This window comes from Herbaspirillum sp., from assembly GCF_035644555.1.
Taxonomy (GTDB): Bacteria; Pseudomonadota; Gammaproteobacteria; order Burkholderiales; family Burkholderiaceae_D; genus Herbaspirillum.
Genome location: NZ_DASQOH010000075.1, coordinates 1 through 23,461 on the forward strand (window position 1 = coordinate 1; position 23,461 = coordinate 23,461).

The 23,461-nt window shown below is 63.5% G+C and carries 17 protein-coding genes and 2 tRNA genes; 12 read left to right on the forward strand and 7 right to left on the reverse strand.

All coding sequences use genetic code 11. The features are described 5' to 3' along the window. On the reverse strand, positions 1–928 hold a 928-nt coding region (locus VE092_RS21060; protein ID WP_324879896.1), incomplete at its 3' end, for an MFS transporter. Between the two features lie 174 nt (positions 929–1,102). Here VE092_RS21060 and VE092_RS21065 point away from each other — a divergent pair. Continuing rightward, positions 1,103–2,788 (forward strand): peptide chain release factor 3, encoded by a 1,686-nt coding sequence (locus VE092_RS21065; RefSeq protein ID WP_324879897.1) that lies wholly within the window; start codon positions 1,103–1,105, stop codon positions 2,786–2,788. A 246-nt stretch (positions 2,789–3,034) separates the two neighbouring features. Here VE092_RS21065 and ppa read toward each other — a convergent pair whose 3' ends face one another. The 5 genes from ppa to hemC all read right to left on the reverse strand — a co-directional run bounded on the left by ppa (position 3,035) and on the right by hemC (position 7,982). Beyond that, entirely contained in the window at positions 3,035–3,568 is a 534-nt protein-coding gene (gene ppa / locus VE092_RS21070) for an inorganic diphosphatase (protein WP_006463345.1), read from the reverse strand. A 206-nt stretch (positions 3,569–3,774) separates the two neighbouring features. Beyond that, entirely contained in the window at positions 3,775–4,974 is a 1,200-nt protein-coding gene (locus tag VE092_RS21075) for a heme biosynthesis protein HemY (protein ID WP_324879898.1), read from the reverse strand. A gap of 20 nt (positions 4,975–4,994) precedes the next feature. Further along, the gene (locus VE092_RS21080) at positions 4,995–6,209 is read right to left on the reverse strand and encodes a uroporphyrinogen-III C-methyltransferase (RefSeq protein ID WP_324879899.1); all 1,215 of its coding nucleotides are present in this window, start codon (positions 6,207–6,209) and stop codon (positions 4,995–4,997) included. Positions 6,210–6,244: 35 nt separating this feature from the next. Beyond that, positions 6,245–7,042, reverse strand: a complete 798-nt coding sequence (locus VE092_RS21085; protein WP_324879900.1) for a uroporphyrinogen-III synthase — start codon at positions 7,040–7,042, stop codon at positions 6,245–6,247. After that, positions 7,026–7,982, reverse strand: coding sequence for a hydroxymethylbilane synthase (gene hemC / locus VE092_RS21090; protein ID WP_324879901.1), 957 nt, complete (start codon positions 7,980–7,982; stop codon positions 7,026–7,028). The genes VE092_RS21085 and hemC overlap by 17 nt, the downstream gene beginning before the upstream one ends. A 210-nt stretch (positions 7,983–8,192) precedes the next feature. Between hemC and ppc the strand changes: the two genes are divergently transcribed. Both ppc and VE092_RS21100 read left to right on the forward strand, forming a co-directional pair. Then, positions 8,193–11,105, forward strand: a complete 2,913-nt coding sequence (gene ppc / locus VE092_RS21095) for a phosphoenolpyruvate carboxylase (protein WP_324879902.1) — start codon at positions 8,193–8,195, stop codon at positions 11,103–11,105. 404 nt (positions 11,106–11,509) lie between these two features. Continuing rightward, positions 11,510–12,448: a dienelactone hydrolase family protein gene (locus tag VE092_RS21100; RefSeq protein ID WP_324879903.1), complete on the forward strand. Its 939-nt coding sequence runs from the start codon at positions 11,510–11,512 to the stop codon at positions 12,446–12,448. 109 nt (positions 12,449–12,557) lie between these two features. On the opposite strand, the gene VE092_RS21105 is transcribed toward VE092_RS21100, so the two are convergent. Then, on the reverse strand, positions 12,558–13,382 hold the full coding sequence (locus VE092_RS21105; protein WP_324879904.1) for an HDOD domain-containing protein: 825 nt from the start codon (positions 13,380–13,382) through the stop codon (positions 12,558–12,560). Positions 13,383–13,847: 465 nt separating this feature from the next. Here VE092_RS21105 and argH point away from each other — a divergent pair, with 465 nt between their 5' ends. The 9 genes from argH to VE092_RS21150 all read left to right on the forward strand — a co-directional run bounded on the left by argH (position 13,848) and on the right by VE092_RS21150 (position 23,417). Beyond that, positions 13,848–15,242, forward strand: coding sequence for an argininosuccinate lyase (argH, locus tag VE092_RS21110; RefSeq protein ID WP_324879905.1), 1,395 nt, complete (start codon positions 13,848–13,850; stop codon positions 15,240–15,242). A 297-nt stretch (positions 15,243–15,539) separates the two neighbouring features. Then, on the forward strand, positions 15,540–16,697 hold the full coding sequence (locus tag VE092_RS21115; protein ID WP_006463336.1) for an ABC transporter substrate-binding protein: 1,158 nt from the start codon (positions 15,540–15,542) through the stop codon (positions 16,695–16,697). A gap of 272 nt (positions 16,698–16,969) precedes the next feature. Continuing rightward, positions 16,970–17,851: a branched-chain amino acid ABC transporter permease gene (locus VE092_RS21120; protein WP_017450136.1), complete on the forward strand. Its 882-nt coding sequence runs from the start codon at positions 16,970–16,972 to the stop codon at positions 17,849–17,851. Between the two features lies 1 nt (position 17,852). Then, the gene (locus tag VE092_RS21125; protein ID WP_324879906.1) at positions 17,853–18,728 is read left to right on the forward strand and encodes a branched-chain amino acid ABC transporter permease; all 876 of its coding nucleotides are present in this window, start codon (positions 17,853–17,855) and stop codon (positions 18,726–18,728) included. After that, entirely contained in the window at positions 18,728–19,489 is a 762-nt protein-coding gene (locus tag VE092_RS21130) for an ABC transporter ATP-binding protein (protein WP_324879907.1), read from the forward strand. Before VE092_RS21125 ends, VE092_RS21130 begins: the two co-directional genes overlap by 1 nt. After that, positions 19,486–20,217, forward strand: coding sequence for an ABC transporter ATP-binding protein (locus tag VE092_RS21135; protein WP_324879908.1), 732 nt, complete (start codon positions 19,486–19,488; stop codon positions 20,215–20,217). Before VE092_RS21130 ends, VE092_RS21135 begins: the two co-directional genes overlap by 4 nt. A 135-nt stretch (positions 20,218–20,352) precedes the next feature. Next, a tRNA-Leu gene (locus VE092_RS21140) sits at positions 20,353–20,437 on the forward strand. A gap of 400 nt (positions 20,438–20,837) precedes the next feature. Then, positions 20,838–20,922, forward strand: a tRNA-Leu gene (locus VE092_RS21145). Between the two features lie 275 nt (positions 20,923–21,197). Further along, a complete protein-coding gene (locus VE092_RS21150; RefSeq protein ID WP_324879909.1) occupies positions 21,198–23,417 on the forward strand; it encodes an alpha/beta hydrolase domain-containing protein in 2,220 nt (739 codons plus the stop codon). Positions 23,418–23,461 lie beyond the last annotated feature (44 nt).

Here is a 23,461-nt window from a genome sequence, read left to right on the forward strand (position 1 = left end):
TGCCCGCGCCCAGCACCGGCCCGCGACCCAGCCTGTCGGCCAGCCCCCCGGCAATCGGCGACGCCGCCGTGCCCAACAGATAGGCGTAGAAGATATGGCTGATCTGCAACTGGCTCAGACCATAGGGCGATGCGCTGAGCAGAAAGCCGGCATAGTTGTAGATGCTGACAAACACACCCATCAGACCGAAGGCGATCAGGAACAGCAGCGGCAGGCCCGGGTGACGCAAATGACGACCCCAGGCCTGCAGGTGGTATCTGGCGCCCAGCCCGGTCTTCTTGATGAAGTTGCGCGAATGGGGCAGCAACCAGACAAAACCCAGGGCGGCCAGCAGATCGAGCACCGAAAGCACCGCCATGGCGTGGCGCCAACCCCAGAACTCGGTCATGGCGCTCATGCCGACCCGGCCCAGCATGCCGCCCAGCGCCGTGCCGCCCACATACAGGCCCATGGCAAAGCCCAAGCCGGGCGGATCGATCTCCTCGGACAGATAGGCCATGGCCACCGCGGGCACGCCGCCCAGCAACAAGCCTTCCAGCGCGCGCGCGGCCAGCAGCGCATGCCATTGCGGCATGAATGAAGCCAGCAGATTGCACAGCGCCGCCAGGGCCATGGAGATGAACATCAGCTTGCGCCGCCCCAGCCCCTCGGACAAGGCCCCTGCCAGCACGATGGAGCCTGCCAGGCAGGCCGTGGATACCGACAGCGCCAGCGCGCTCTGGGCCGGGCTGACGGCAAAGCTGTGGGCCAGCTCCGGCAGCAGCGGCTGCACGCAGTACAGCAGGGAGAAGGTGGCAAACCCCGCCAGGAACAACGCCACGCTGACCCGCCAGTACTCGGGAGTGCCGCGCTTGATCCATACCGGAGCAGCAGTGGCAGGAGACTGGTTGGGTAAGGAGGTATTCACATCCTGCGGGGCGCTGTTCATGAGGGAAAGATGAGGACCGGAAACAAGGCCCCTATTGTGCTGTGCATCTGCCAGTTGCCGCAGCCGGCGGCCCTGGCAATGGCGTCGAGCGGCCCGCATTTCCGCAGCAGCTCCAAGAATTGGCCCTGCCGTTAAAATAAGCGCCCTCAAGACTTATTCACAGGTCTGCCCTGCATGGGTGCGGGCCTGGTGCGGCAAACGAACCGCCGCACCTTTTGTTGTCACAGCCGGCGTTCTCCGGCTGTATTTACAGCTCTCAATACTGTGTCATACGCCCCAGAAACCCGGCGCCGTCGTACGTTCGCCATCATCTCCCACCCGGACGCGGGTAAGACCACGCTGACCGAAAAGCTGCTGCTGTTCTCGGGTGCGATCCAGCTGGCCGGTACCGTGAAGGCGCGCAAGAGCGGCCGTCATGCGACCTCGGACTGGATGGAAATCGAAAAGCAGCGCGGCATCTCGGTGGCCAGCTCGGTGATGCAATTCGAGTATCGCGACCACGTGGTCAACCTGCTCGACACCCCGGGCCACCAGGACTTCTCCGAAGATACCTACCGCGTACTCACCGCCGTGGACTCGGCGCTGATGGTGATCGACGCCGCCAAGGGCGTGGAAGAACAGACCATCAAGCTGTTGAACGTCTGCCGCATGCGCAATACGCCCATCATCACCTTCATGAACAAGCTGGACCGCGAGACCCGCGATTCGCTGGAGCTGTTGGATGAGCTGGAGTCGGTGCTCAAGATCCAGTGCGCGCCAGTGACCTGGCCGATCGGCATGGGCAAGAACTTCCGTGGCGTGTATCACCTGCTGCGCGACGAGATCATGCTCTTCAAGGCCGGCGAAGAACGCGCCAACGGCAACGTGGAAATCATCAAGGGCATCGACAACCCCAAGCTGGCAGAGATGTTCCCGCTGGAGATCGAACAACTGAAGATGGAGGTGGAGCTGGTGCATGGCGCCTCCCACCCCTTCAATCTGGACGACTTCCTGGCCGGTGTGCAGACGCCGGTGTTCTTCGGTTCGGCCATCAACAACTTCGGCGTGCGCGAGATCCTCGACGCGCTGCTGGACTGGGCACCCGGCCCGGGTGGCCGCGACGCCACCGTGCGCGAGGTCAAGCCGACCGAGGAGCCCTTCTCCGGCTTCGTCTTCAAGATCCAGGCCAACATGGACCCGGCGCACCGCGACCGCATCGCCTTCCTGCGCGTGTGCTCGGGCCGCTTCGAGCGCGGCATGAAGTTGAAGCACCTGCGCCTGAACCGTGACATCAAGGTGTCCTCGGTGGTGACCTTCATGGCCTCCAGCCGCGAGCAGGTGGAAGAAGCCTATGCCGGCGACATCATCGGCCTGCCCAACCACGGCAATATGCAGATCGGCGACAGCTTCTCTGAAGGCGAGATGCTGCAGTTCACCGGCATCCCCTACTTCGCGCCGGACTTCTTCCGGGTGGCGCGCATCCGCAATCCGCTCAAGATCAAGCAGTTGCACAAGGGCTTGCAGCAGTTGGGCGAAGAAGGCGCGGTGCAGGTCTTCAAGCCGGTGACCGGCAGCGACCTGATCCTGGGTGCGGTGGGCGTGCTGCAGTTCGAAGTGGTGGCCAGCCGTCTGCTCAACGAATATGGCGTAGATGCCGTCTTCGAAGGGACCAGTATCAGCAGCGCCCGCTGGATCACCTGCGAGGACAAGAAGAAGCTGGCCGATTTCGAACGCTCCTCGGCCGGTGCCAACCTGGCCGTGGATGCGGCCGGCAACCTGGCCTACCTGGCCAGTTCGGGCGTGAACCTGCGCCTGACCCAGGAACGCTGGCCGGAAGTGACCTTCCACGCCACCCGCGAGCACGCCGCCAAGCTGGACTAAGGTGTTGCTCTTGCACTGCGTACGCGCCTACCGTTCGGGCTGAGTAGACGCGTAGCGTCGTATCGAAGACGCGACTACGGCGCGACATCCGCTGACGGAGCGCCCCTTCGTCAGGCTCAGGACAGGCTTCGATACGGCCCATCCGGGCCTACTCAGTCCGAACGGAGATAGGTAAGCGAAGTATCAAAAAAAATCGCCCGGCAGGCGCAAACCTGTCGGGCGATTTTTCTTGGTACGGCGTCGGGATTACTTGGCGTTCTTGAACGCTTCCACACCAGCCAGGATTTCGGCGCGGGCGGCATCCGGGCCTTCCCAGCCTTCGACCTTGACCCACTTGCCCTTTTCCAGGTCCTTGTAGTGTTCGAAGAAGTGCTTGATCTGGTTCAGGCGCAGTTCGTTCAGGTCTTCCGGCTTTTGCCAGTGGGTGTAGATCGGCAGGATCTTGTCGACCGGCACGGCCAGCAGCTTGGCATCGATGCCGGATTCGTCGGCCATCTTGAGCACGCCGATCGGGCGGCAACGCACCACCACGCCCGGGATCAGCGGGAACGGGGTGATCACCAGCACGTCCACCGGGTCACCGTCCTGCGACAGGGTCTGGGGAATGTAGCCGTAGTTGCACGGGTAGTGCATGGCGGTGCCCATGAAGCGGTCGACGAAGATGGCGCCGGTGTCCTTGTCCACTTCGTACTTGATCGGATCGGCGTTCATCGGGATCTCGATGATCACGTTGAAGTCATTGGGCAGGTCGCGGCCGGCGGGGACGTTGTTCAGGCTCATGGGATTCTCACTAGGGAAAGAAAACAGAAAGCTTTTTCGCGCAGGCCGTACGGCGGGCCTGATCGCGGAAAGCCGCAATTATAGCGGCAATCGGACTTGGGTCTGCATCTTGGCGGCTGCAACTTACGCCAACATGACAACCGCCTGCAAAAAAGGCGGAAGGGCTTGCGCCGCTTCCGCCTTGGTCATTCCTGCCTGCAACAAGTTCAACGGATGGCCGTGGCCAGGGCGCATTGCTTGTAGTGGGCGGCGGCCTGGTCCGGCTGGTCAAGCGCTTCATGCAGCTGCGCCAGCGCCAGATGCGATTCGCGCACGGTGCGTGGCTCGATGGCGTCCGACAGGGCCTGCTCCAGATGGCGCTGGGCCTTGCCCCACAGCTTCTGGCGCAGGCAGAACATGCCCAGGGTCAGGGCCAGTTCGGCGTCGGTGGGATTGCGGGAGAGCCAGGATTCGCAATGCTCGATCTGCGACAGCAGCGCCGGCGAGCCGGACTCGGCGGTCGATTCGCGATAGGCGCGCAGCAGGCGGATATCCCAGTCGGCCGCCAGGGCACGTTCCAGCAGGCTGCGGGCTTCGTCGTGCAGGCCGCGGCTGGAGAAGGCCTGGGCAGCACGCACGGCGATGTAGGGCTTGAGCTTGTCGGCGCCGGGGACCGCATGCCACAACAGGCGGATCGATTCTGCATCATGGGCGCGGTCCGATAGCAAGGCATCGTAGGCCATCTCGCGCAGGCGGTTCGACAGCGCCGGATGCAGGGCATTGCGCTTGTCCAGGGTCTGCACCAGACGCAATACCTCGGGCCAGTTCTTGGCTTGCTGATTGGCCTTGAGCGCCCACTGCAGGGCCTGGATGTGGCGCGTGCCGTTGGCGTTGAGTTCTTCCACCGTTTCCAGCGCCTGCTTGAAGTGGTGTTCATCCACCTGCAGTTCCAGCGCGGTCATCAGGCGCGCCGCCTTCAGGGTGGGGTCGACCTCGGTGCTGGCCAGCCAGATGTCGCGGCGCTCGCCCTGGCGCATGCGATGCGCGGCGCGGGCCGCGATCAGGGCGGCGATGCCGGCATTGTCGGCCAGGTCGGAGGCACGGGTGGCCGACTTTTCAGCCTGGCCGAAGCGACCTTCGAAATAGGCCTTGAGCGCATCGCGCAGGGCCTTGTTGCTTTCGTTCTCGCGCTTGGCACGGCGATAGGCGATCACGCGGCCAGGCAGCTTCTGCGTCAGGCGCACGGCGCGGATGACCACGTAGATCGCCAGGAACAGCGCCAGCACGGCGAAGATGAAGAAGTTCAGGGACAGGTCGATGCGGTACGGCGGGTAGAACAGCACCACATTGCCCGGGTTGAAGCGTGCCAGCACGGCCAGGCCGATGGCGGACGCGAAGAGGGTCAGGAGCCAGAGCAGTATTTTCATATCAGGTATGCGTCAGCGGCTCAGGGACGGGCCTTGTAATTGCGCACCGCGTTGAGGCTTTCGGCCAGCGTGGGCAACTGGATGGACAGGTTGCTGCCCTGTACCTGCTTCAACAGCGACTGGGTGGTCTGGACCTGCTTGGCGCGGGTATCGAAATACTTGGCGATGGTGTCCTGGGCCGAGGCCAGATCGTTGCGGAAGGCGAACTCATTGCGAGACAGCAGCGCCAGGCGGGCGTTCAGGAGACGCAGCTTGAGGTTTTCGCGCACGAAATAGGCCTGACCCGGCGAGAGCAGGATCGCCTCGGGCGTCTGCACTTCACGGATGCGCACCAGCTGGCGCAGCTCGGACCACATCTCGGTGCTCATGCTCTGCCAGGTTTCACGGGCGCCGGCCAGCCATTGCGACCAGGCGGAGGCTTCGGCCGGTGCGGCTTCGGCCTTGGTGTTGGTCTTGGGATGCGCGGCACTGGCCTTGCCGACCGGGGCCGCTGCGGGCGCCGGGCTCACGCGCTGCGGCCGGGGCTCGGTGGCCGATTCCACCGGACGCTCGTCCACCAGCAACGGCATGTTGTCAATCTGGCCGATAGCGCTATCCAGGCGCACGGCGATGCCGGCGATGTCCACCGTCGGCAGTGCCTTCAGACGTTCGATGTCGCGCGCAATGGCACGGCGGATGACGATGAACTGCGCCTTGTCCGAGCGCGACAGGCTCTTGTCGGCATTCTGCAGGGCGATCAGGGCGCCCTGGACGTTGCCGGCCAGTTCCAGCTGCTGGTCGGCGGTGGAGAGCACTTCCTCGATCTCGGAGAGCGCCCAGTCGTCGCGGTTCTTGTTGAGGTCCTGGTACATCTGTTCCAGGGCCAGTTGCTGGCTCTGGGATTCGGCCTGCTTGCTGTCGAGCACGCTGACCTTGGACTGCAGTTCCTTGGTGCTTTCCTGCACGCTCTTCAACACGCCCTTGAGCTCATTGCTGCTGTTGTCGCCACTCTGCAGGCGCTGCGCCACTTCGCTGCGCAGGTCGCGCAATTCGGTATGCGAGACCCACCACTGTGCGCCCAGGCCGGCGATGACCAGCAGCAGCACGACGGTCTGTGCCCGTTGGCGACGGCGGATGACAGCGGTGCCGTCCGGCGTGGTGAAGGTATAGGACGCCTGCGAGGCGGCCGCACCAGCGTTCTGGCTGGCTTGCGGCTGGGGCTCCGGCAATTGGGGAGTGGATTGCTGTTCGTTCATGGGCTGGATTGTAACGCGGCAAATTACGCGGCCACTCAAGTTGCAGGGGCAGCAAGGGCAGCAAGCAGGCGCTCATCGCCCGAACCGGTCTGGATCACCTGCACGAAGCCCTGCTCCCGTGCGTTCTCGGCGATCCTGTGGTGCGAGACGAAGATACGCTGTCGTTGCAGTTTTACCACACGTTCCTCGCCCCCGGCTAGTCTTGCCAACTCCAGCAAATTGCGCAAGGCCTCCGAACTGGTGATCACCCAGTCGGCTCCACCGTCCAGCAAATCCAGCAGCTGCGGGCGTGTTTGCGCATCCAGCACCGGGGCCAGGCGGCGATAGGCGGTCAGGTGTTCGACCATCACGCCGTGTTGTTGCAATGCTTCACTCAGGAAGTCACGGCCGCTCTGGCCGCGCACGATCAGAGCACGACGACCGCGCAATTGTTCCAAGGGGAGGGATTTGAGCAATTCTTCCGAATCCATCTTGTCGGCACGCTGCGGGCCGTAGAGGGTGGCATTGGACGCCTGCACGCCATGCGCGCACAGGGCCAGCCGGCTGCCCTCGCCGACAATGCCTATCGGCAGTTCACTTGGCCAGCCATCCAGGTGAGCGAATGCGGCATCGATGGCATTCGGACTGACGAAGACCACCAGCGCAAACTCCTGCAGGCGCGACAGTGTGGCCCGCAGGGGGCCGACATCTTCGACCGGCGCGATCTGCAGCAGCGGGAACACCACCGCTTTGCGCCCCAGTTGCCGCACGGCGTCGGCAAAGGCCTGCGCCTGCTGCAGTGGTCGCGTGACCACCACCGGCAAGCCGCCTGCCGGCTCAGCTGGCAGCGGCATCGGCCTGGGCCTTGCAGGCGGCCAGGATGGCGTCGGCGCCACGGGCCTTGAGCAGATCGGCGACCTGGGCGCCCAGCGCTTCCGGCGCGGCTGCCGTGCCTTCGGCTTCGGCGGCAGCGGTCTGTTCGCCGTCGGGCGTGGCGATCATGGCGCGCAGGTGCAGGCGGTCGCCGTCCAGCGTGGCATAGGCCGCCAGTGGAATCTGGCAGCTGGCACCGAAGATGCGCGAGACCGAACGTTCGGCCGCCGAGACCACGGCAGCGGCTTCGTCATGCAGCGGCGCCAGCAGACGCTTGATGTCGTCGCGCCCCTCGGGGATTTCGATGGCCAGCGTACCCTGCCCCGGCGAAGGCAGGCTCTGCTCGGGCTCCAGGAAGGCACGGATGCGCGCCTTCAGGCCCAGGCGATTCAGGCCGGCCACGGCCAGGATGATGGCGGCATAGTCGCCGCGATCAAGCTTGCCCAGGCGGGTATCAAGGTTACCGCGCAGCGGCTTGACCACCAGTTCCGGATAACGGGCGGCGATCATCGCCTGGCGACGCAGGCTGCTGGTGCCGACCACGGCGCCGTCGGGCAGGTCGTCCAGCGAGGCGTAGTCGTTGGAGACGAAGGCATCGCGCGGGTCTTCGCGCTCCAGCACGGCGGCCAGCTCGAAGCCTTCGGGCAAGTCCATCGGCATGTCCTTCAGGCAGTGCACGGCCAGATCGGCGCGGCCTTCGGCCATCGCCACTTCCAGTTCCTTGACGAACAGACCCTTGCCGCCGACCTTGGAGAGCGTGCGATCCAGGATCTGGTCGCCGCGCGTGGTGGTGCCAAGGATATTGATGCTGCACTGCGGATATAATGCCGCCAGACGGTCCCGCACGTATTCGGCCTGCCACATGGCAAGGCGACTTTCACGCGAAACGATGACGATGTTGGAAGGAGGAAATTCTTTCAAGACGGGCTTTCCGATTCAGTCGTGGCACCCGCGGCAGAGGAGACAAGGAAAGCAGGAGACCGGCGAATCCAGACTGTAAAACGATCAAAAACGCAGTTCAGAAGCGAAACGCAACCATAAAAAAACGAGGCAAATTCTAGCACGCACACCACTGGCAATCCGATCCACAAGCACGACTTTCTCTCCCGAAAACCGCAGCAACCGTTGATCATGGCGACTACAAATCCAACTACACGCAGTGCCCGCTCCGCTTCTTCCAACTCCCGTCCGGCTGGCGCCAGGACTGCCAAGCCTGCCATTGCACCCGGCAAACCCGCACGCGGCACCGACAAGGATGCCCCGCTCAAGGAAGACATCCGTCTGCTGGGCCGCCTGCTGGGCGAGGTGGTCCGCGAACAGGAAGGCGATGACGTCTTCGAGGTGGTGGAGACCATCCGCCAGACCGCCGTACGCTTTCGCCGCGAGTCCGATGCCAAGGCCGGTGCCGAGCTCGACAAGCTCCTCAAGAAGCTGACCCGCGACCAGACCAACTCGGTGGTGCGCGCCTTCTCCTACTTCTCGCACCTGGCCAACATCGCCGAGGACCAGCACCACAACCGCCGTCGCCGCACCCATTTGCTGGCCGGTTCCGAAGCGCAACCGGGCAGCGTGGCCTATGCCCTGTCGCGCCTGGATGACGCTGGTGTTTCCGGCGCCCAGGTGCGCAGCTTCCTCAAGGAAGCGCTGGTGTCGCCGGTGCTGACCGCCCACCCGACCGAAGTGCAACGCAAGTCCATCCTCGACGCCGAGCGCGAAATCGCCCGCCTGGTGGCCGAGCGCGACCTGCCGCTGACGCCCCGCGAACTGCGCCACAACACCGAACTGCTGCGCGCGCGCATCGCCACCCTGTGGCAGACCCGCATGCTGCGCTATACCAAGCTGACGGTGGCCGACGAGATCGAGAACGCCCTCTCCTACTACCGCATCACCTTCCTGCGCGAACTGCCGGCGCTGTATGACGACATCGAAGCCGAGATCGACAGCCAGTTCCCCTCGCGTGGCAAGGCGCGCATGGCCGAGCTGCCGCCCTACCTGCAGATGGGCAGCTGGATCGGTGGCGACCGTGACGGCAATCCCAACGTCAATGCCGCCACCATGCAGCATGCCCTCAAGCGCCAGTCCACCACCATCTTCGACTACTACCTCGATGAAGTGCATACGCTGGGTGCCGAGCTGTCCATCTCGACCCTGATGGTCGATGCCAGCCCGGAACTGCTGGCCCTGGCCGATACCTCGCCGGATCACTCCGAACATCGCGCCGACGAACCCTACCGGCGCGCCCTGATCGGCATCTATGCGCGCCTGGCCGCCACCGCCCGCTCGCTGGGCGTGGTCAACATCCTGCGCCAGGAAATCGGCAGTGCCTCCCCCTACGCCAACCCGGCCGAGTGCGTGGCCGAACTGGATGTGCTGGTGACGTCGCTGCAGGCCCATCACGGCGCCGCACTGGTCAAGCCGCGTCTGGCCGGCCTCAAGCGCGCCGTGGAAATCTTTGGCTTCCACCTGGCCACGCTGGACATGCGCCAGAGCTCGGACGTGCACGAGCGGGTGCTGGCCGACCTGTTCGCCAAGGCCCAGGTCGAGGCCGATTACGCGGCCCTGAGCGAAGAGCGCAAGATCGCGCTGCTGCTGGGCGAACTGTCGCGACCACGACTGCTGTACTCGCCCTATGTGCAGTATGCCGACGAGACCAATTCCGAGCTGACCATCCTGCGCGCGGCCCGCGAGATCCGCCGCCGCTATGGCGAGCGCGCCATCCGCAACTACATCATTTCGCATACCGAGACCCTGTCGGACCTGCTGGAAGTGCTGCTGCTGCAGAAGGAAACCGGCCTGCTGCATATCGAAGGCAACCAGCTGCAGGCGCTGGAGCTGATGGTGATCCCGCTGTTCGAGACCATCCCCGACCTGCGCTGCGCCGCCGAGATCATGCGCGGCTGGCTGACCCAGCCCCAGGTCAAGGGCCTCATCGCCAAGCACGGCAAGCTGCAGGAAGTGATGCTGGGCTATTCGGATTCCAACAAGGACGGTGGTTTCCTGACCTCCAACTGGGAGCTCTACAAGGCCGAGAACCAGTTGGTGGAGCTGTTCAACGAGGCCGGCGTCAAGCTGCGCCTGTTCCATGGTCGCGGCGGCACCGTCGGCCGTGGCGGTGGCCCCAGCTACCAGGCCATCCTGGCGCAGCCGCCGGGTACCGTGAACGGCCAGATCCGCCTGACCGAACAGGGCGAGATCATTGCCTCCAAGTTCTCCAACCCGGAGATCGGTCGCCGCAACCTGGAACTGCTGGTGGCCGCCACCCTGGAGGCCAGCCTGATGCCGACCAACACCGACAGCAAGGAAGCCAGGAAGCTGGCCGAATTCGAGCGGGTGATGGAGCAATTGTCGGAACGCGCCTATCAGGCCTATCGCAACCTGGTCTATGAGACCCCGGGCTTCACCGACTACTTCTTTGCCGCCACGCCGATCGCCGAAATCGCGCAACTGAACATCGGTTCGCGCCCGGCCTCGCGCAAGGCCAGCCAGCGCATCGAAGACCTGCGCGCGATTCCCTGGGGCTTCTCGTGGGGCCAGTGCCGCCTGCTGCTGCCGGGCTGGTATGGCTTTGGCAGCGCGGTCTCGGGCTGGCTGGGCGAGGCCGGCAACGCCAAGGAGACCTCCAGGCGCCTGACGACCTTGCGCGCCATGTGCAAGGAATGGCCGTTCTTCGCCGCCCTGCTGTCGAACATGGACATGGTGCTGTCCAAGACCGACCTCGCCGTGGCCTCGCGCTACGCCGGGCTGGTGGCCGACCGCAAGCTGCGCAATACCATCTTCGGCCGTATCACCGACGAACATGAACGCACCAGCGCCGTGCTCTCCACCATCACCGGCAGCAAGGAACGGCTGGCCGCCAATCCGCTGCTGGCGCGCTCGATCAAGAACCGCTTCGCCTACCTCGACCCGCTGAACCACCTGCAGGTCGAACTGATCAAGCGCCACCGCGCCACCGCAGCGGCCAAGCGCACGCCGGAAGAACGCGTGCAACGCGGCATCCACCTCACCATCAACGGGGTGGCCGCCGGCTTGCGCAATACCGGTTGAGCGTCGCTGCATCAGATGTTTCACCGCAAGCTGCCCGGGATGACCGGGCAGCTTTTTTTTCGCCCTGCCATGAGAAGAGCGATCATCGCCGGGAGACGCCCCGTCTCAAGTTCAGGCTTTACATGCCGATAACAGATGGATGAAGTGTCATTTGGCAAGACGACAAGCTGTTGCGAAGGATGGACAGCCGCGTCCGAGGTTTGTGCAGGATCAGGTTTTTGCAGCGCAAAAACCTGATTTGCCACGCCGCCGAGCTCTTCACTTTTGTAAAATAAGATCTGAGCGAATTTAGAACACGTCACCGTCGCAGACCCTGAAGGATCTTGCTTCAGAGACCATTTTCCCGGGCCATGGGGCGGGCCTGGAAACAGACGGTGCGGCATCGATACGGGGAATCACACACTATGCAATACTGGGGAAAACCGGTAGCTGCGTTCTGCATTGCAGCAACGCTGGCCTTGATCGGCGCACGCGTGCAGGCTGCGCCCAATGCGGCACCGCCGCCGCCACTGGAAGCCCGCCGCGTCTCGCTGACCAGCGTGGACAGCAAGGGTGGCAAGGCGACCGCGCTCTATGGCGTATGGATCAAGGCGCGCAAGTCGCTCAACAGCAAGGGACCTTATCCCACCGTGATCGCCCTGCATGGTTGCGGTGGCCTGTACAGCATGGTGCGTGATGGCAAGGGCGAATTCACGCCACGCCATCTCGCCATGGCGCGGGTACTGACCGACGCCGGCTACAACGTCCTGTTCCCGGACAGCTTTACCCCGCGTGGCCGCCGCTCCACCTGCCAGGACACCGTGGCCCAGCGCGAGATCAGTGCCATGAACCGGCGTTTCGATGTGCAGGCCGCCATGCACTGGGTCACCTCCCAGCCGGACGTGGACGTCAAGCGCATCGCTCTGCTGGGCTGGTCGCACGGCGCCTCCACCCTGCTGGCCTCGATCAACCTGGCGGAAACCGATGTGGCCGTGCGCAAGATCCAGCCGCGCGCGGCCGTGGCCTTCTATCCCGATTGCCGTCCCTATGCCAAGCCGGGCGAAGCCTTCAAGCCGGCCGCGCCGCTGCTGATCCTGATGGGCGAGAACGACGACTGGACCCCGCCCCAGGCTTGCGAAGCGATTGAGCAGAAGATGCAGGGCAGTGACACCGAAATCGCCCTGCGCCTGTACCCCGACACCTACCACGACTTCGACGCGCCCGGCCTGCCGGTGCACGTGCGCATGGACGTGGCTGGCGTGGGCAAGCGGGGTGAGGGCGTCACCAGCGGCGGCAACCCGGATGCGCGCAGCCAGGCCTATCGGTCCATGCTCAACTTCCTGGACGCCAAGCTGAACTACTGAGCGCACCGCTCACGCCCCCAAAAATCAAATGCCGGCCCCTTACGGGGCCGGCATTTTTCATGGGCAGCCTGCCCGGAACCGCAGGCAGGCGATCAGGCCAGGAGCTCGGTCAGGCCACCAGTTCCTGCATACCCTCGCTCAGCTCGGGCAGCGGCGGCATGTCTTCGGTGAAGGTCGCCAGGCTCAGGCCCAGCTTGGCCGCCACCTCGGTGGGGAAGGTCGATTCCATTTCATCGGCGGAATATTTGTTTTCTTCTGCGCGGGCGCGCCAGGTCGCCAGGTGCACGATGGCCGCGAACGGGTCGTACTGCCCTTCCAGCGGCTGCGGGAAGGCCTTGATGACCTGACTGAATTCCTCGGGGAAGCGCCAGCGGCGCGCCAGTTCGGCACCCACATCGGCAAAGTCGTAGCCGAAGGACTTGCGCTCCACGTCCAGGCGGCGCGCATCCAGGGGGCCGGCCACCTTGTCCACCTGCAGGGCCTGTTCCGGCATGGCCGCATGCATCACCAGCTGGCCGATGGCGTGCATCAGGCCCACGGTGAAGGCGAAATCGGCATTGAGCTTCAACTGCTTGGCCAGCCACTTGGAGACCACCGCCGTATCCAGGCTGTAGCGCCAGAACAGCTTGAGGTCCACGCCCGGCAGCTTCTTGAAGCTACCCGCCATGCCGGTGCTGACCACCAGCGTGCGCACGGTCATGAAGCCCAGCATCAGCACCGCATCCTCCACCGTGCCGACGGTGCGCGAGACGTGGTAGTAGGACGAATTGGCCAGGCGCAGGATCTTGGCGCTGAGCACCTGATCGGCGGCCAGCTTCCTGGCGATCTCTTCGATCGAGACCGATTCGTTGTTGAAACTTTCGATGACTTCCTGCACTACCTTGGGAATGCTCGGCAATGCGGTTTGCTGCTGAAACAGTGCTTCCAAATTCATGCTTCTCTCCTGTAAGACGACCCCCATACATCTTGCTCATGCGCGTCGACAGGCCCCTTTGGGCGGCAACAGCGGCCGGCGCCCGACATCCCGTCGTCGGCTGCATCCCGGCCATGCCGCAAGCGTGTGGGGCCCTTGCTCCCCGGCGCGCCTTCATCGGCCCTCCGGATCGGTCATCGCGTGTCGAGTATAGCGTTGGCTTTTGTCAGCCGTACAAGAGTTTTTTGCGCCGCAGGAAGACTTGCGCAAATACAACAAGCAAAAATGATGCCATACAGAAACAAGCGGGATGCCCCAGCACAAACTCCCTCTCCCGACACCAGCGGCTGGGAACCGGAGAAAAAACCGTGCGGCCAGACCGCCACTGAATGCGAAAAATCCGCATCCAGCAGCATTTCCGCCTGCATTGGCGTGGCTGGGCGCAGTTGTGCTTGCTATAATCGCCCATTCTCCGGAATTCCCAATATGACAGACCAATTTGCTAAAAAGGGCGAAGCCTGGTCGGCTCGCTTTTCTGAACCCGTCTCCGATCTCGTCAAGCGCTATACCGCATCGGTGTTCTTCGACAACCGCCTGGCCCAGGTCGATATCCAGGGCTCGCTGGCGCACGCCGAGATGCTGGCGCATCAGGGCATCATCAGCGCGGCCGACCACGCCGAAATCCAGCGCGGCATGGCCCAGATCAAGGGCGAAATCGACGCCGGCAAGTTCGAATGGCTGCTGGACCTGGAAGACGTCCACCTGAACATCGAAAAGCGCCTGACCGAGCTGGTCGGTGATGCCGGCAAGCGCCTGCACACCGGCCGCTCGCGCAATGACCAGGTCGCCACCGACATCCGCCTCTACATGCGCGGCGCCGTGGACGACATCGTGGGCCTGCTGCGCGAACTGCGCCTGGCCCTGCTGGACCTGGCCGAGCAGCACGCCGACGTGATCCTGCCGGGCTTCACCCACATGCAGGTCGCGCAACCGATCACCTTCGGCCATCACGTGCTGGCCTATGTCGAGATGTTCGGCCGCGACGCCGAGCGCATGGCCGACGCCCGCAAGCGCATCAACCGCCTGCCGCTGGGCGCCGCCGCCCTGGCTGGCACCACCTTCCCGATCGACCGCCTGCGCGTGGCCAGGACCCTGGGCTTCGACGATGTCTGCCGCAACTCGCTGGACGCCGTCTCGGACCGTGACTTCGCCATCGAATTCTGCGCCGCCGCGGCGCTGGTGATGACCCACATCTCGCGCATGTCCGAAGAACTGGTGATCTGGATGAGCCCGCGCGTGGGCTTCATCGACATCGCCGACCGCTTCTGCACCGGCTCCTCGATCATGCCGCAGAAGAAGAACCCGGACGTTCCCGAACTGGCGCGCGGCAAGACCGGTCGCGTCAACGGCCACCTGATCGCCCTGCTGACCCTGATGAAGGGCCAGCCCCTGGCCTACAACAAGGACAACCAGGAAGACAAGGAACCGCTGTTCGACACCGTCGACACGCTCACCGACACCCTGCGCATCTTCGCCGACATGGCCCGCGGCATCAGCGTCAAGCCCGATGCCATGCGCGCCGCTGCCCTGCAGGGTTACGCCACCGCCACCGACCTGGCCGACTACCTGGTCAAGAAGGGCCTGCCCTTCCGCGACGCCCACGAAGCCGTCGCCCACGCCGTGCGTACCTGCGTGGACAAGGGTTGTGACCTGGCCGACCTGTCGCTGGACGAACTGCGCGCCTTCTCGGAGCTGATCGGCGAAGACGTCTTCGCGGTCCTCACGCTGGAGGGCTCGGTGGCCGCGCGCGACCACATCGGCGGCACCGCACCCAACCAGGTGCGCGCGGCCATCGCCCATATCCGCAAGGAACTGAACTAAGCAATCGCACCACCCTCGTCCGCTGGCCGGACGACATTCGCATGCCGCTGCGGCGCACCCTACCCGGGTGCGTGGCGGCGGGTTGTAATTGCTGGCGCAGCCTGCTTTTTCGGGTATGCTGTGCCGGCTGTATCGAAAGAGGCCGCAAAACGGTCTTCAGAGGATGGAGCACAGGTCCCGGCCATCCCGGGCGTCTTTTGCATCATCCTCGATGAAGGAATCGCCTTGTGACGTGGCGCCGGTCTGCGCTGCCTGACGGGGACGGTTTCTACAATATCTAACTGAGGAGAGAACTCGATGCAATTCAATACCATGCTCAAGACCATTCCGGCCCTGCTGATCGGTGCCACCCTGTCTTCGGCCGCACTGGCCGCCGACATCAAGCTGGGCGTCGCAGAAGCCCTGACCGGCCCGGCCGCCAAGTACGGCGTGGCCATCAAGAACGGCTTCACCCTGGCTTCCGAAGAAATCAACGCCAAGGGCGGCGTCAACGGCGACAAGCTGGCCCTGGTAATCGAAGACGAACAAGGCAAGAAGGAAGAAGCCATCAACGTCTTCAAGAAACTGATCTTCCAAGACAAGGTGCTGGCGGTGTTCGGTCCCACCCTGTCGAACTCGGCCTTCGCTGCCGACCCGATCGCCAACGCCTCCAAGGTGGTGGTCTTCGGTACCAGCAACACCGCTGACGGCATCACGGCCATGGGCCCCTTCACCTTCCGCAACTCCGTCATGGAAGCCGACGTGCTGCCCGTGACCGTGAAGGCTGCCGTGAAGCACTTCGGCATCAAGAAGGTCGCCGTGATCTACGGTAACGACGACGCCTTCACCAAGTCCGGCTACGACGTCTTCAAGGCCACCCTGGAACAGCAGAAGATCCCCGTCACCACCACCGAGGCCTATGCCAAGGGTGATGTCGACTTCAAGGCCCAGCTGACCAAGATCAAGGCCGGCAACCCGGACGCCATCGTCTGCTCCTGCCTGGCCGAAGAAGCCGCCAACATCATCCTGCAGACTCGCGCCCTGGGCATGAAGCAGCCCTTCATCGGCGGCAATGGCCTGAACTCGCCCAAGCTGTTCGAGATCGCCAAGGATGCCGGCGACAACACCCTGATGGGCAGCCCGTGGTCGGCCGAGAACCAGACCCCGGCCAACAAGGCCTTCATCGCGGCCTACAAGGCCAAGTTCGGTTCCGATCCCGACCAGTTCGCCGCGCAAGCCTATGACGCCATGTACATCGTGGCCGATGCCCTGAAGAACGTGAAGCTGTCGGGCAACCTGGCCAAGGATCGTGACGCCCTGCGCGCCGCGCTGCCGGCCGTGAAGATCGATGGCGCCACCGGCAAGTTCGCCTTCCGCGCAGCCCCGGCCGTGGCCGGCAAGCAGGTCGGCTTCGATGCTGACCAGGAAGCCATCGTCAACATCGCCAAGGGCGGCAAGTTCGTCCTGCTGAAGTAAGCAAGGCGTAGCAAGCTCTCCAAGGCAGTACGCTGCCGGGCGACCGGCAGCTTCGATACTCTCCCGCAGTCCCGCAGCAGGCGTCATGCGCCTGCTGCGCTGTTTGAGCGGGAAATGAAGCAGATCTCCAGGCCGGAACGGGGAACCACAGGCAGCCCGTCGGGACGACAGGCCGCTGATTCCGGCAATACGACGTAACGAGGGACTTCGTCCGCGCCATGCATGCAGTGCAGGCCGCTGGCGCCGTGCCCCATCACCTATCGCAGGTTCCAATGTTAGAACAACAGCTCATCAATGCCCTTTCGCTGGGCAGCGTGTATGCGCTCTTCGCGCTCGGCTTCACGCTGGTCTTCGGCGTACTGGGCGTGATCAATCTTTCGCACGGCGCGATCTTCATGCTGGGCAGCTATGCCGCCCTGCTGCTGGTCGAGCAGATGGCACTGCCCCTGTGGGTAGCCCTGCTGCTGGCCATGGTGGCCACCGGCCTGCTGGGCCTCATCATCGACGTGCTGGTGCTGAAGCCGCTGCGCAAACGCAACGCGCCTCACCTCATTCCCATGATCGCCACCATCGGCGTGGCCATCATGATCACCAACATCTCGCAGGGCATCTTCGGCGCCGAGAACAAGCGCTTCCCCCAGGGCACCATCCCTGAAGAGAGCGTCAGCCTGGGCAACCTGCACATCACCGCCGTGCAAGTGGCCATCATCGTCATCGCCTTCGTGCTGATGGTGGTGCTGCTGGGCGTGATGCGCAAGACGCAACTGGGCCGGGCGCTGCGCGCCATCGCCGAGTCGCCCAAGGCGGCCTACCTGCTGGGCATCAACGTAGAAGGCCTGTTCCTGCTGACCTCGTTTGCCGCCGCCGCCCTGGGCGGTGCTGCCGGCGTGCTGGTGGGGGTGTCCTTCAACGCGATTTCGCCCTTCATGGGCCAGCCGATGCTGCACAAGGGCATCGCCGTCATCATCCTGGGCGGCATGGGCGATATCCGCGGCGCCATGATCGGCGGCCTGTTCCTGGGCTTTGCCGAGGTGCTGACGGTCGCCTATATTTCGAGCGACTTCCGCGACGCGGTGGCCTTCGGCCTCCTGTTCCTGATCCTGCTGGTAAAACCCTCCGGCATGTTTGGCAAAGTGCTGGAAAGGAAGGCATAAGATGGGCTTCATGGAATGGTGGGATGGCTTCTGGGCCACCTACAACACCGTCATTTTCAGCATCGGCGTCAACGCCATGCTGGCACTCTCGATCTACGTCACCCTGTCCTGCGGCCTGCTGTCGCTGGCCAATGCCGCCTTCATGGGTATCGGCGCCTACACCGCGTCGCTGCTGACGATGCAGTTCGACCTGCCCTTCCCCATCGCCCTGGCCGCAGGCGGCGTGCTGCCCTCGCTGGTGGCGCTGGTGATCGGCATCCCCACGCTGCGCCTGTCCGGCGTCTACCTGGCCATGGCCACACTGGGCTTTGGCGAGGTGGTACGCGTGATCGTGCTGAACCTGGACATCACCGGCGGCCCCATGGGCCTGAACGGCGTGCCGCCCATCACCGAGTGGTGGCACATCGTGCTGCTGCTGGGCGTGACCATCTACGCGCTGGCCCGCCTGCGCCGCTCCAAGACCGGCCGTGCCTTCGAGGCCATCAAGGAAGATGAAGTGGCGGCCCGCCTGATGGGCGTGAACGTGGCCGGCTACAAGCTCTTGGCCTTCGTCATCGGCGCCGCCATCGCCGGCGTAGCCGGTGGCCTGAACGCCCACTACACCTTCACCATCGGTCCCAACAACTACGGCTTCGAGAATGCGGTGGACATCCTGACCATGGCCGTCTTCGGTGGCACCAGCAACCTGATCGGCCCGATGATAGGCTCGACCATCCTGTCGCTGCTGCCGGAAGTGCTGCGTCACTTCAAGGACTTCCGCCTGGCCATCAACGGCCTGATCCTGATCCTGGTGGTGCTGTACCTGCCCAAGGGCATCTGGGACCCGCGCCGCATCCGCGCCTTCCTGGGCCGCAACGCTGAGAAGAAGGTGAAGTAATGCTTTTACAACTGAACGACATCAGCAAGAACTTCGGTGGCCTGCAGGTGCTGCAGGGCGTGAACTTCAACGTCAAGCAAGGCGAGATCTTCGGCCTGATCGGCCCCAACGGCGCCGGCAAGACCACCGTCTTCAACCTCATAACGGGCCTGTTGCGCGCATCATCGGGCAGCATCCGCTTCAACGACGACGACATCGGCGCCGTCGCCCCGCACAAGATCACCGAGCGCGGCATCGCCCGCACCTTCCAGAACATCCGCGTGTTCAAGGAAATGACGCTGCTGGAAAACGTCGTGGTCGGCATGCACGAGCACCTGAACTATGGCGTGGCCAGCATGCTGTTCAACCTGGGCGGTTTCCGCAAGGCAGAGAAGGAAGCGCGTGAACGTGCGCTGGAACTGCTGTCCTGGGTGCGTCTGGATCACAAGGCGCACATGCTGGCCGATAGCCTGTCCTACGGCGAGCAGCGCAAGCTGGAATTCGCCCGGGCGCTGGCCACCAAGCCCAAGCTGTTGCTGCTGGACGAACCGGTGGCCGGCATGAATCCGGCCGAGAAGACCGAGTTGATGAGCGAGATCGTCAACATCAAGCAACGCGGTTTCACCATCTTCATGATCGAGCACGACATGCGCTTCGTCATGGGCCTGTGCGAACGCATTGCCGTGCTCAACTTTGGCAAGATCATCGCCGAAGGCACCCCGGACCAGATCAAGAACAACCAGGAAGTGATCGAGGCCTATCTCGGCAAGGAAGAAGCATGAGCGCCAGCAGTAACAAGCAACCCATCCTCCAGGTGGAAGACCTGGCCGTGGCCTATGGCCACATCGAGGCCGTCAAGGGCATCAGCCTGTCGCTGAACGAAGGCGAGATCACTGCCCTGGTCGGTGCCAATGGCGCCGGCAAGAGCACCTCGCTGCTGGCCATCTCGGGTCTGGTGAAGGCCCAGCGCGGCCGTGTGCTGCTCAACGGGCAGGACCTGCTGCAGATGTCGCCGCATCGCATCGTCGAATCCGGCGTGGTGCAGGTGGCGGAAGGCCGCGCTACGTTGACCACGCTGACCGTGGAAGAGAACCTGGCTTTGGGCGCTTATACGCGCAAGGACAAAGACGGCGTGGCGCGTGATCTGGAATGGGTGTATTCCCTCTTCCCGGTATTGAAGAACCGTGCGGCCGGACTGGCGGGCAACCTCTCGGGTGGTGAACAGCAGATGCTGGCCATTGGCCGCGCCTTGATGGCCAAACCCAAGGTGCTGCTGCTGGACGAACCCTCGATGGGCCTGGCACCGCTGATCATCCAGGAAATCTTCCGCATCGTGCAGGAGATCAACAAGACCGGCATGACGGTCCTGCTGGTGGAGCAGAACGTACGCCAGGCACTGCGCATCGCGCAGCGGGGCTATGTGCTGGAGACCGGCAAGATCGTGCTGGAAGACAGTGGCGCGAATTTGCTGGGCAATCCCAAGGTGGTGGAAGCTTACCTGGGTGGTTGATACCCTTGCGTCCACGCAGGCAGCGGACCGGAGAAAAATAATAAAAAATTTCTCAATTAGGTGTTGACCATCAGGCTGATAGGCCTTAATATGCAGCCTCTTTCAAGCACAGCAAGTTACCGCTGATGCAAAAAGGCCCACGTGGCGGAATTGGTAGACGCGCATGGTTCAGGTCCATGTGCCGCGAGGTGTGGGGGTTCGAGTCCCTCCGTGGGCACCAGACATAAAAGGCCGAATGATGAAAATCATTCGGCCTTTTGCGTTTAGGGGCCCCACGAGCAAAGCGTCTGCGCGCTTTGCGGGAGGGACGGGGTCGCGGGACGTGGCCGAGTGCCTCAGTGCGCAGCAAACATAAAAGGTCGAATGATGAAAATCATTCGACCTTTTGCGTTTTGGAGCCCACGTACAAAGCTCCCGCAAACATGGGACACCATGGCAACGACGCTTGAACTCTTCCACCCGATTTATTTAGTTTCAGCTCCCCTTCTTCCCTCTGCATGAGGCAATTTTTAGTTAGATTTCGCGAACATAAAAAACGCAAAAAAATGATGACAACATGAAGGTTTGCCCTTAGAATGCAGCCTCTTTCAAGCAATGCGGTTTCAGCGCATATGCAGAAGGCCCACGTGGCGGAATTGGTAGACGCGCATGGTTCAGGTCCATGTGCCGCGAGGTGTGGGGGTTCGAGTCCCTCCGTGGGCACCAGACATAAAAGGTCGAATGATGAAAATCATTCGGCCTTTTGCGTTTGGAGCCCACGAGCAAAGCGCCTGCGCGCTTTGCGGGAGGGACGAGAAAGTCTGGCCTTGCAAGGCCAGACGGGGTCGCGGGACGTGACCGAGTGCCTCAGTGCGCAGCAAACATAAAAGGCCGAATGATGAAAATCATTCGACCTTTTGCGTTTTGGGCCTGCAAAAAACCACCCTCCCACTTTGCGGTAGGCTTAGCCTTCCTCATTCCTATCGATAACAAGGGAGACCATGAAAACCACCATCACCCTGCTCGCCGCCATGCTGAGCAGCGCAGCCATGGTTCAGGTCCATGCGGCAGGCCCCGCCGGCAAGCCGGCCGGCTATATCGACCAGCTTGAGATCACCCAGACGGCAGATGCCTTCGGCGGCTCAACCCCGGCAGGCGCAGCCGGTCCCTACCAGCTGGTCTCGGGCATCGTGCATGGCAAGCTCGATCCCCATCATCCCGACAATGCGATGATGACCGATCTCGACAAGGCGCCCAGGGATGCTGACGGCTATGTATCCTATACGACCGACTTTGTGATCCTGCGCCCCAAGTCGGCGGCCCAGGCTCGTCGTGTGCTGTTCTATGACGTGGCCAATCGGGGCCGCAAGCTGGCCGAGGAATTCTTCATCGGCGGCAAATCGCTGCGCAACGGACCCGCCCCCGGCGACACCTACCCTTCCCTGCTGCGGGCCGGTTACACCATCGTCTGGAGCGGCTGGCAGGGTGATCTGCAGCAATCAGGCAAGGCCATCGACGGTGCGCTGGGCACACGATTTCCGGTGGTCACAAACAAGGATGGATCCGCCATCACTGGCCTGAGCCGCGAAGAATACATCCCCGATTTCCATCAGGGACACAACGAGTTCAAGCTCTCCTACCCGCCGGCTTCGTTGCGCGACAAGTCACATGTGAGCTTCACGGTACGCCAGACCTGGCGCAATGCGCAGGGCCAGCAGGATTACCGGGCGCCCGCCGCTACTGTCACCGACTGGCATTACGAGCCCCGGGCCGACGGCAGCGTGAACGTGGTCTTCACCCCTCCATCGGCCGTACCCGGTCCCGATGGCGGCACCGTACCGGCTGACCAGGGCAGCATCTACAGCTTCGTCTATCCGGCGACCCATCCCAAGGTCATGGCCATCGGCTTTGCCGCCGTACGCGACCTGGTGAGCTTCCTGCGCGACGCGTCGACCGATGCCAGGGGCGGGGCCAATCCTCTGAACGACATGAAGGACGCTGCCTGCGTCAGCCAACCGGCCTGCACGATGCCCAACAAACGCAATTTCGACCTGACCATCGGCGAAGGGATTTCACAGTCGGGCAGATTCATGCGTGATTTCCTCTACATGGGTTTCAACAGGAATGCGCAGGGCAACAAGGTCTTCGACGGGATGATGGCCATCATTCCGGGCGGCCGCCGCACCTGGATCAATGAACGGTTTTCACAACCCGGCCGCTGGTCCAAAGGCCACGAAGAACACTGGATGCCTGGCGACCAGTTCCCCTTCGCCTACAACGTCATCAAAGATCCGGTCAGTGGCGCCACCGATGGCTTGCTCAGGCAGTGCAGCGCCAGCGCGACCTGCCCGAAGATCATGCAGATCGACGGCAGTTTTGAATGGTGGGGCGGCCGCGGCGCACTGGTGGTCACGGATGGCGCAGGCAAGGATCTGGTCTTGCCGGACAACGTGCGCTACTACCTGATTTCCGGCACCCAGCACGCCGGTGGTCCTGGTGTCGGAAATGGGCTGGTCAAGCAGATCGGCAAGGACAGCATGTGCCAGTTCCCGCCCAGCCCGGTGACCCAGGCGCCGGTCTTGCGCGCGATGGTCCCGGCCATGGAAAACTGGCTGGCCAAGGGTCAGTTGCCGCCGCCGTCACGCTACCCGACGGTGGCCGGCGGCACGGCAGTGACGCCGGACCAGGCCTCTGTCGGATTCCCGACCCTGGACGATGTGCGTGTGCCGCTGGTGAACGCGGTCGGTGGCGTGACCCCGAGCGAACTGCACCTGGTCTACAGCGGCATCCACAATCCGCTGGCCGTCACCGATTATCGCGGCGCCATCCCGGTGGCGGATGTGACGCGCGCCTATCGCATCCTGGTGCCGAAGGTCGATGCAGATGGCAACGAACTGGGGGGTATTGCCCAGCCTGAAGTGGCGGTCCCGCTGGCCACCTATACCGGCTGGAACCTGCGCGCCGCCGGCCACGCCCAGGGCGAAACCTGTTCCTCGCTGGGCAGTGCCATTCCCTTTGCGGTGAGCAGTGAAGCCAGGAGCAGCAGCGATCCCCGTCCTGCGCTGGATCGCCGTTACCAGGGGCGCGCCGATTACGCTGCCCAGGTCGAGGCGGCTGGCGACAAGCTGGTGCGCGAAGGCTATCTGCTGCCGCTGGATGCGCAACACGTCTTTGCCGCACACGCCCGGCAGGTGTCGCCGCAGCTGATTCCGCGGCCCTGACACCGCTGCCCCTCCGTGGGCCTACACGGCCCGGGGTGGCTGTG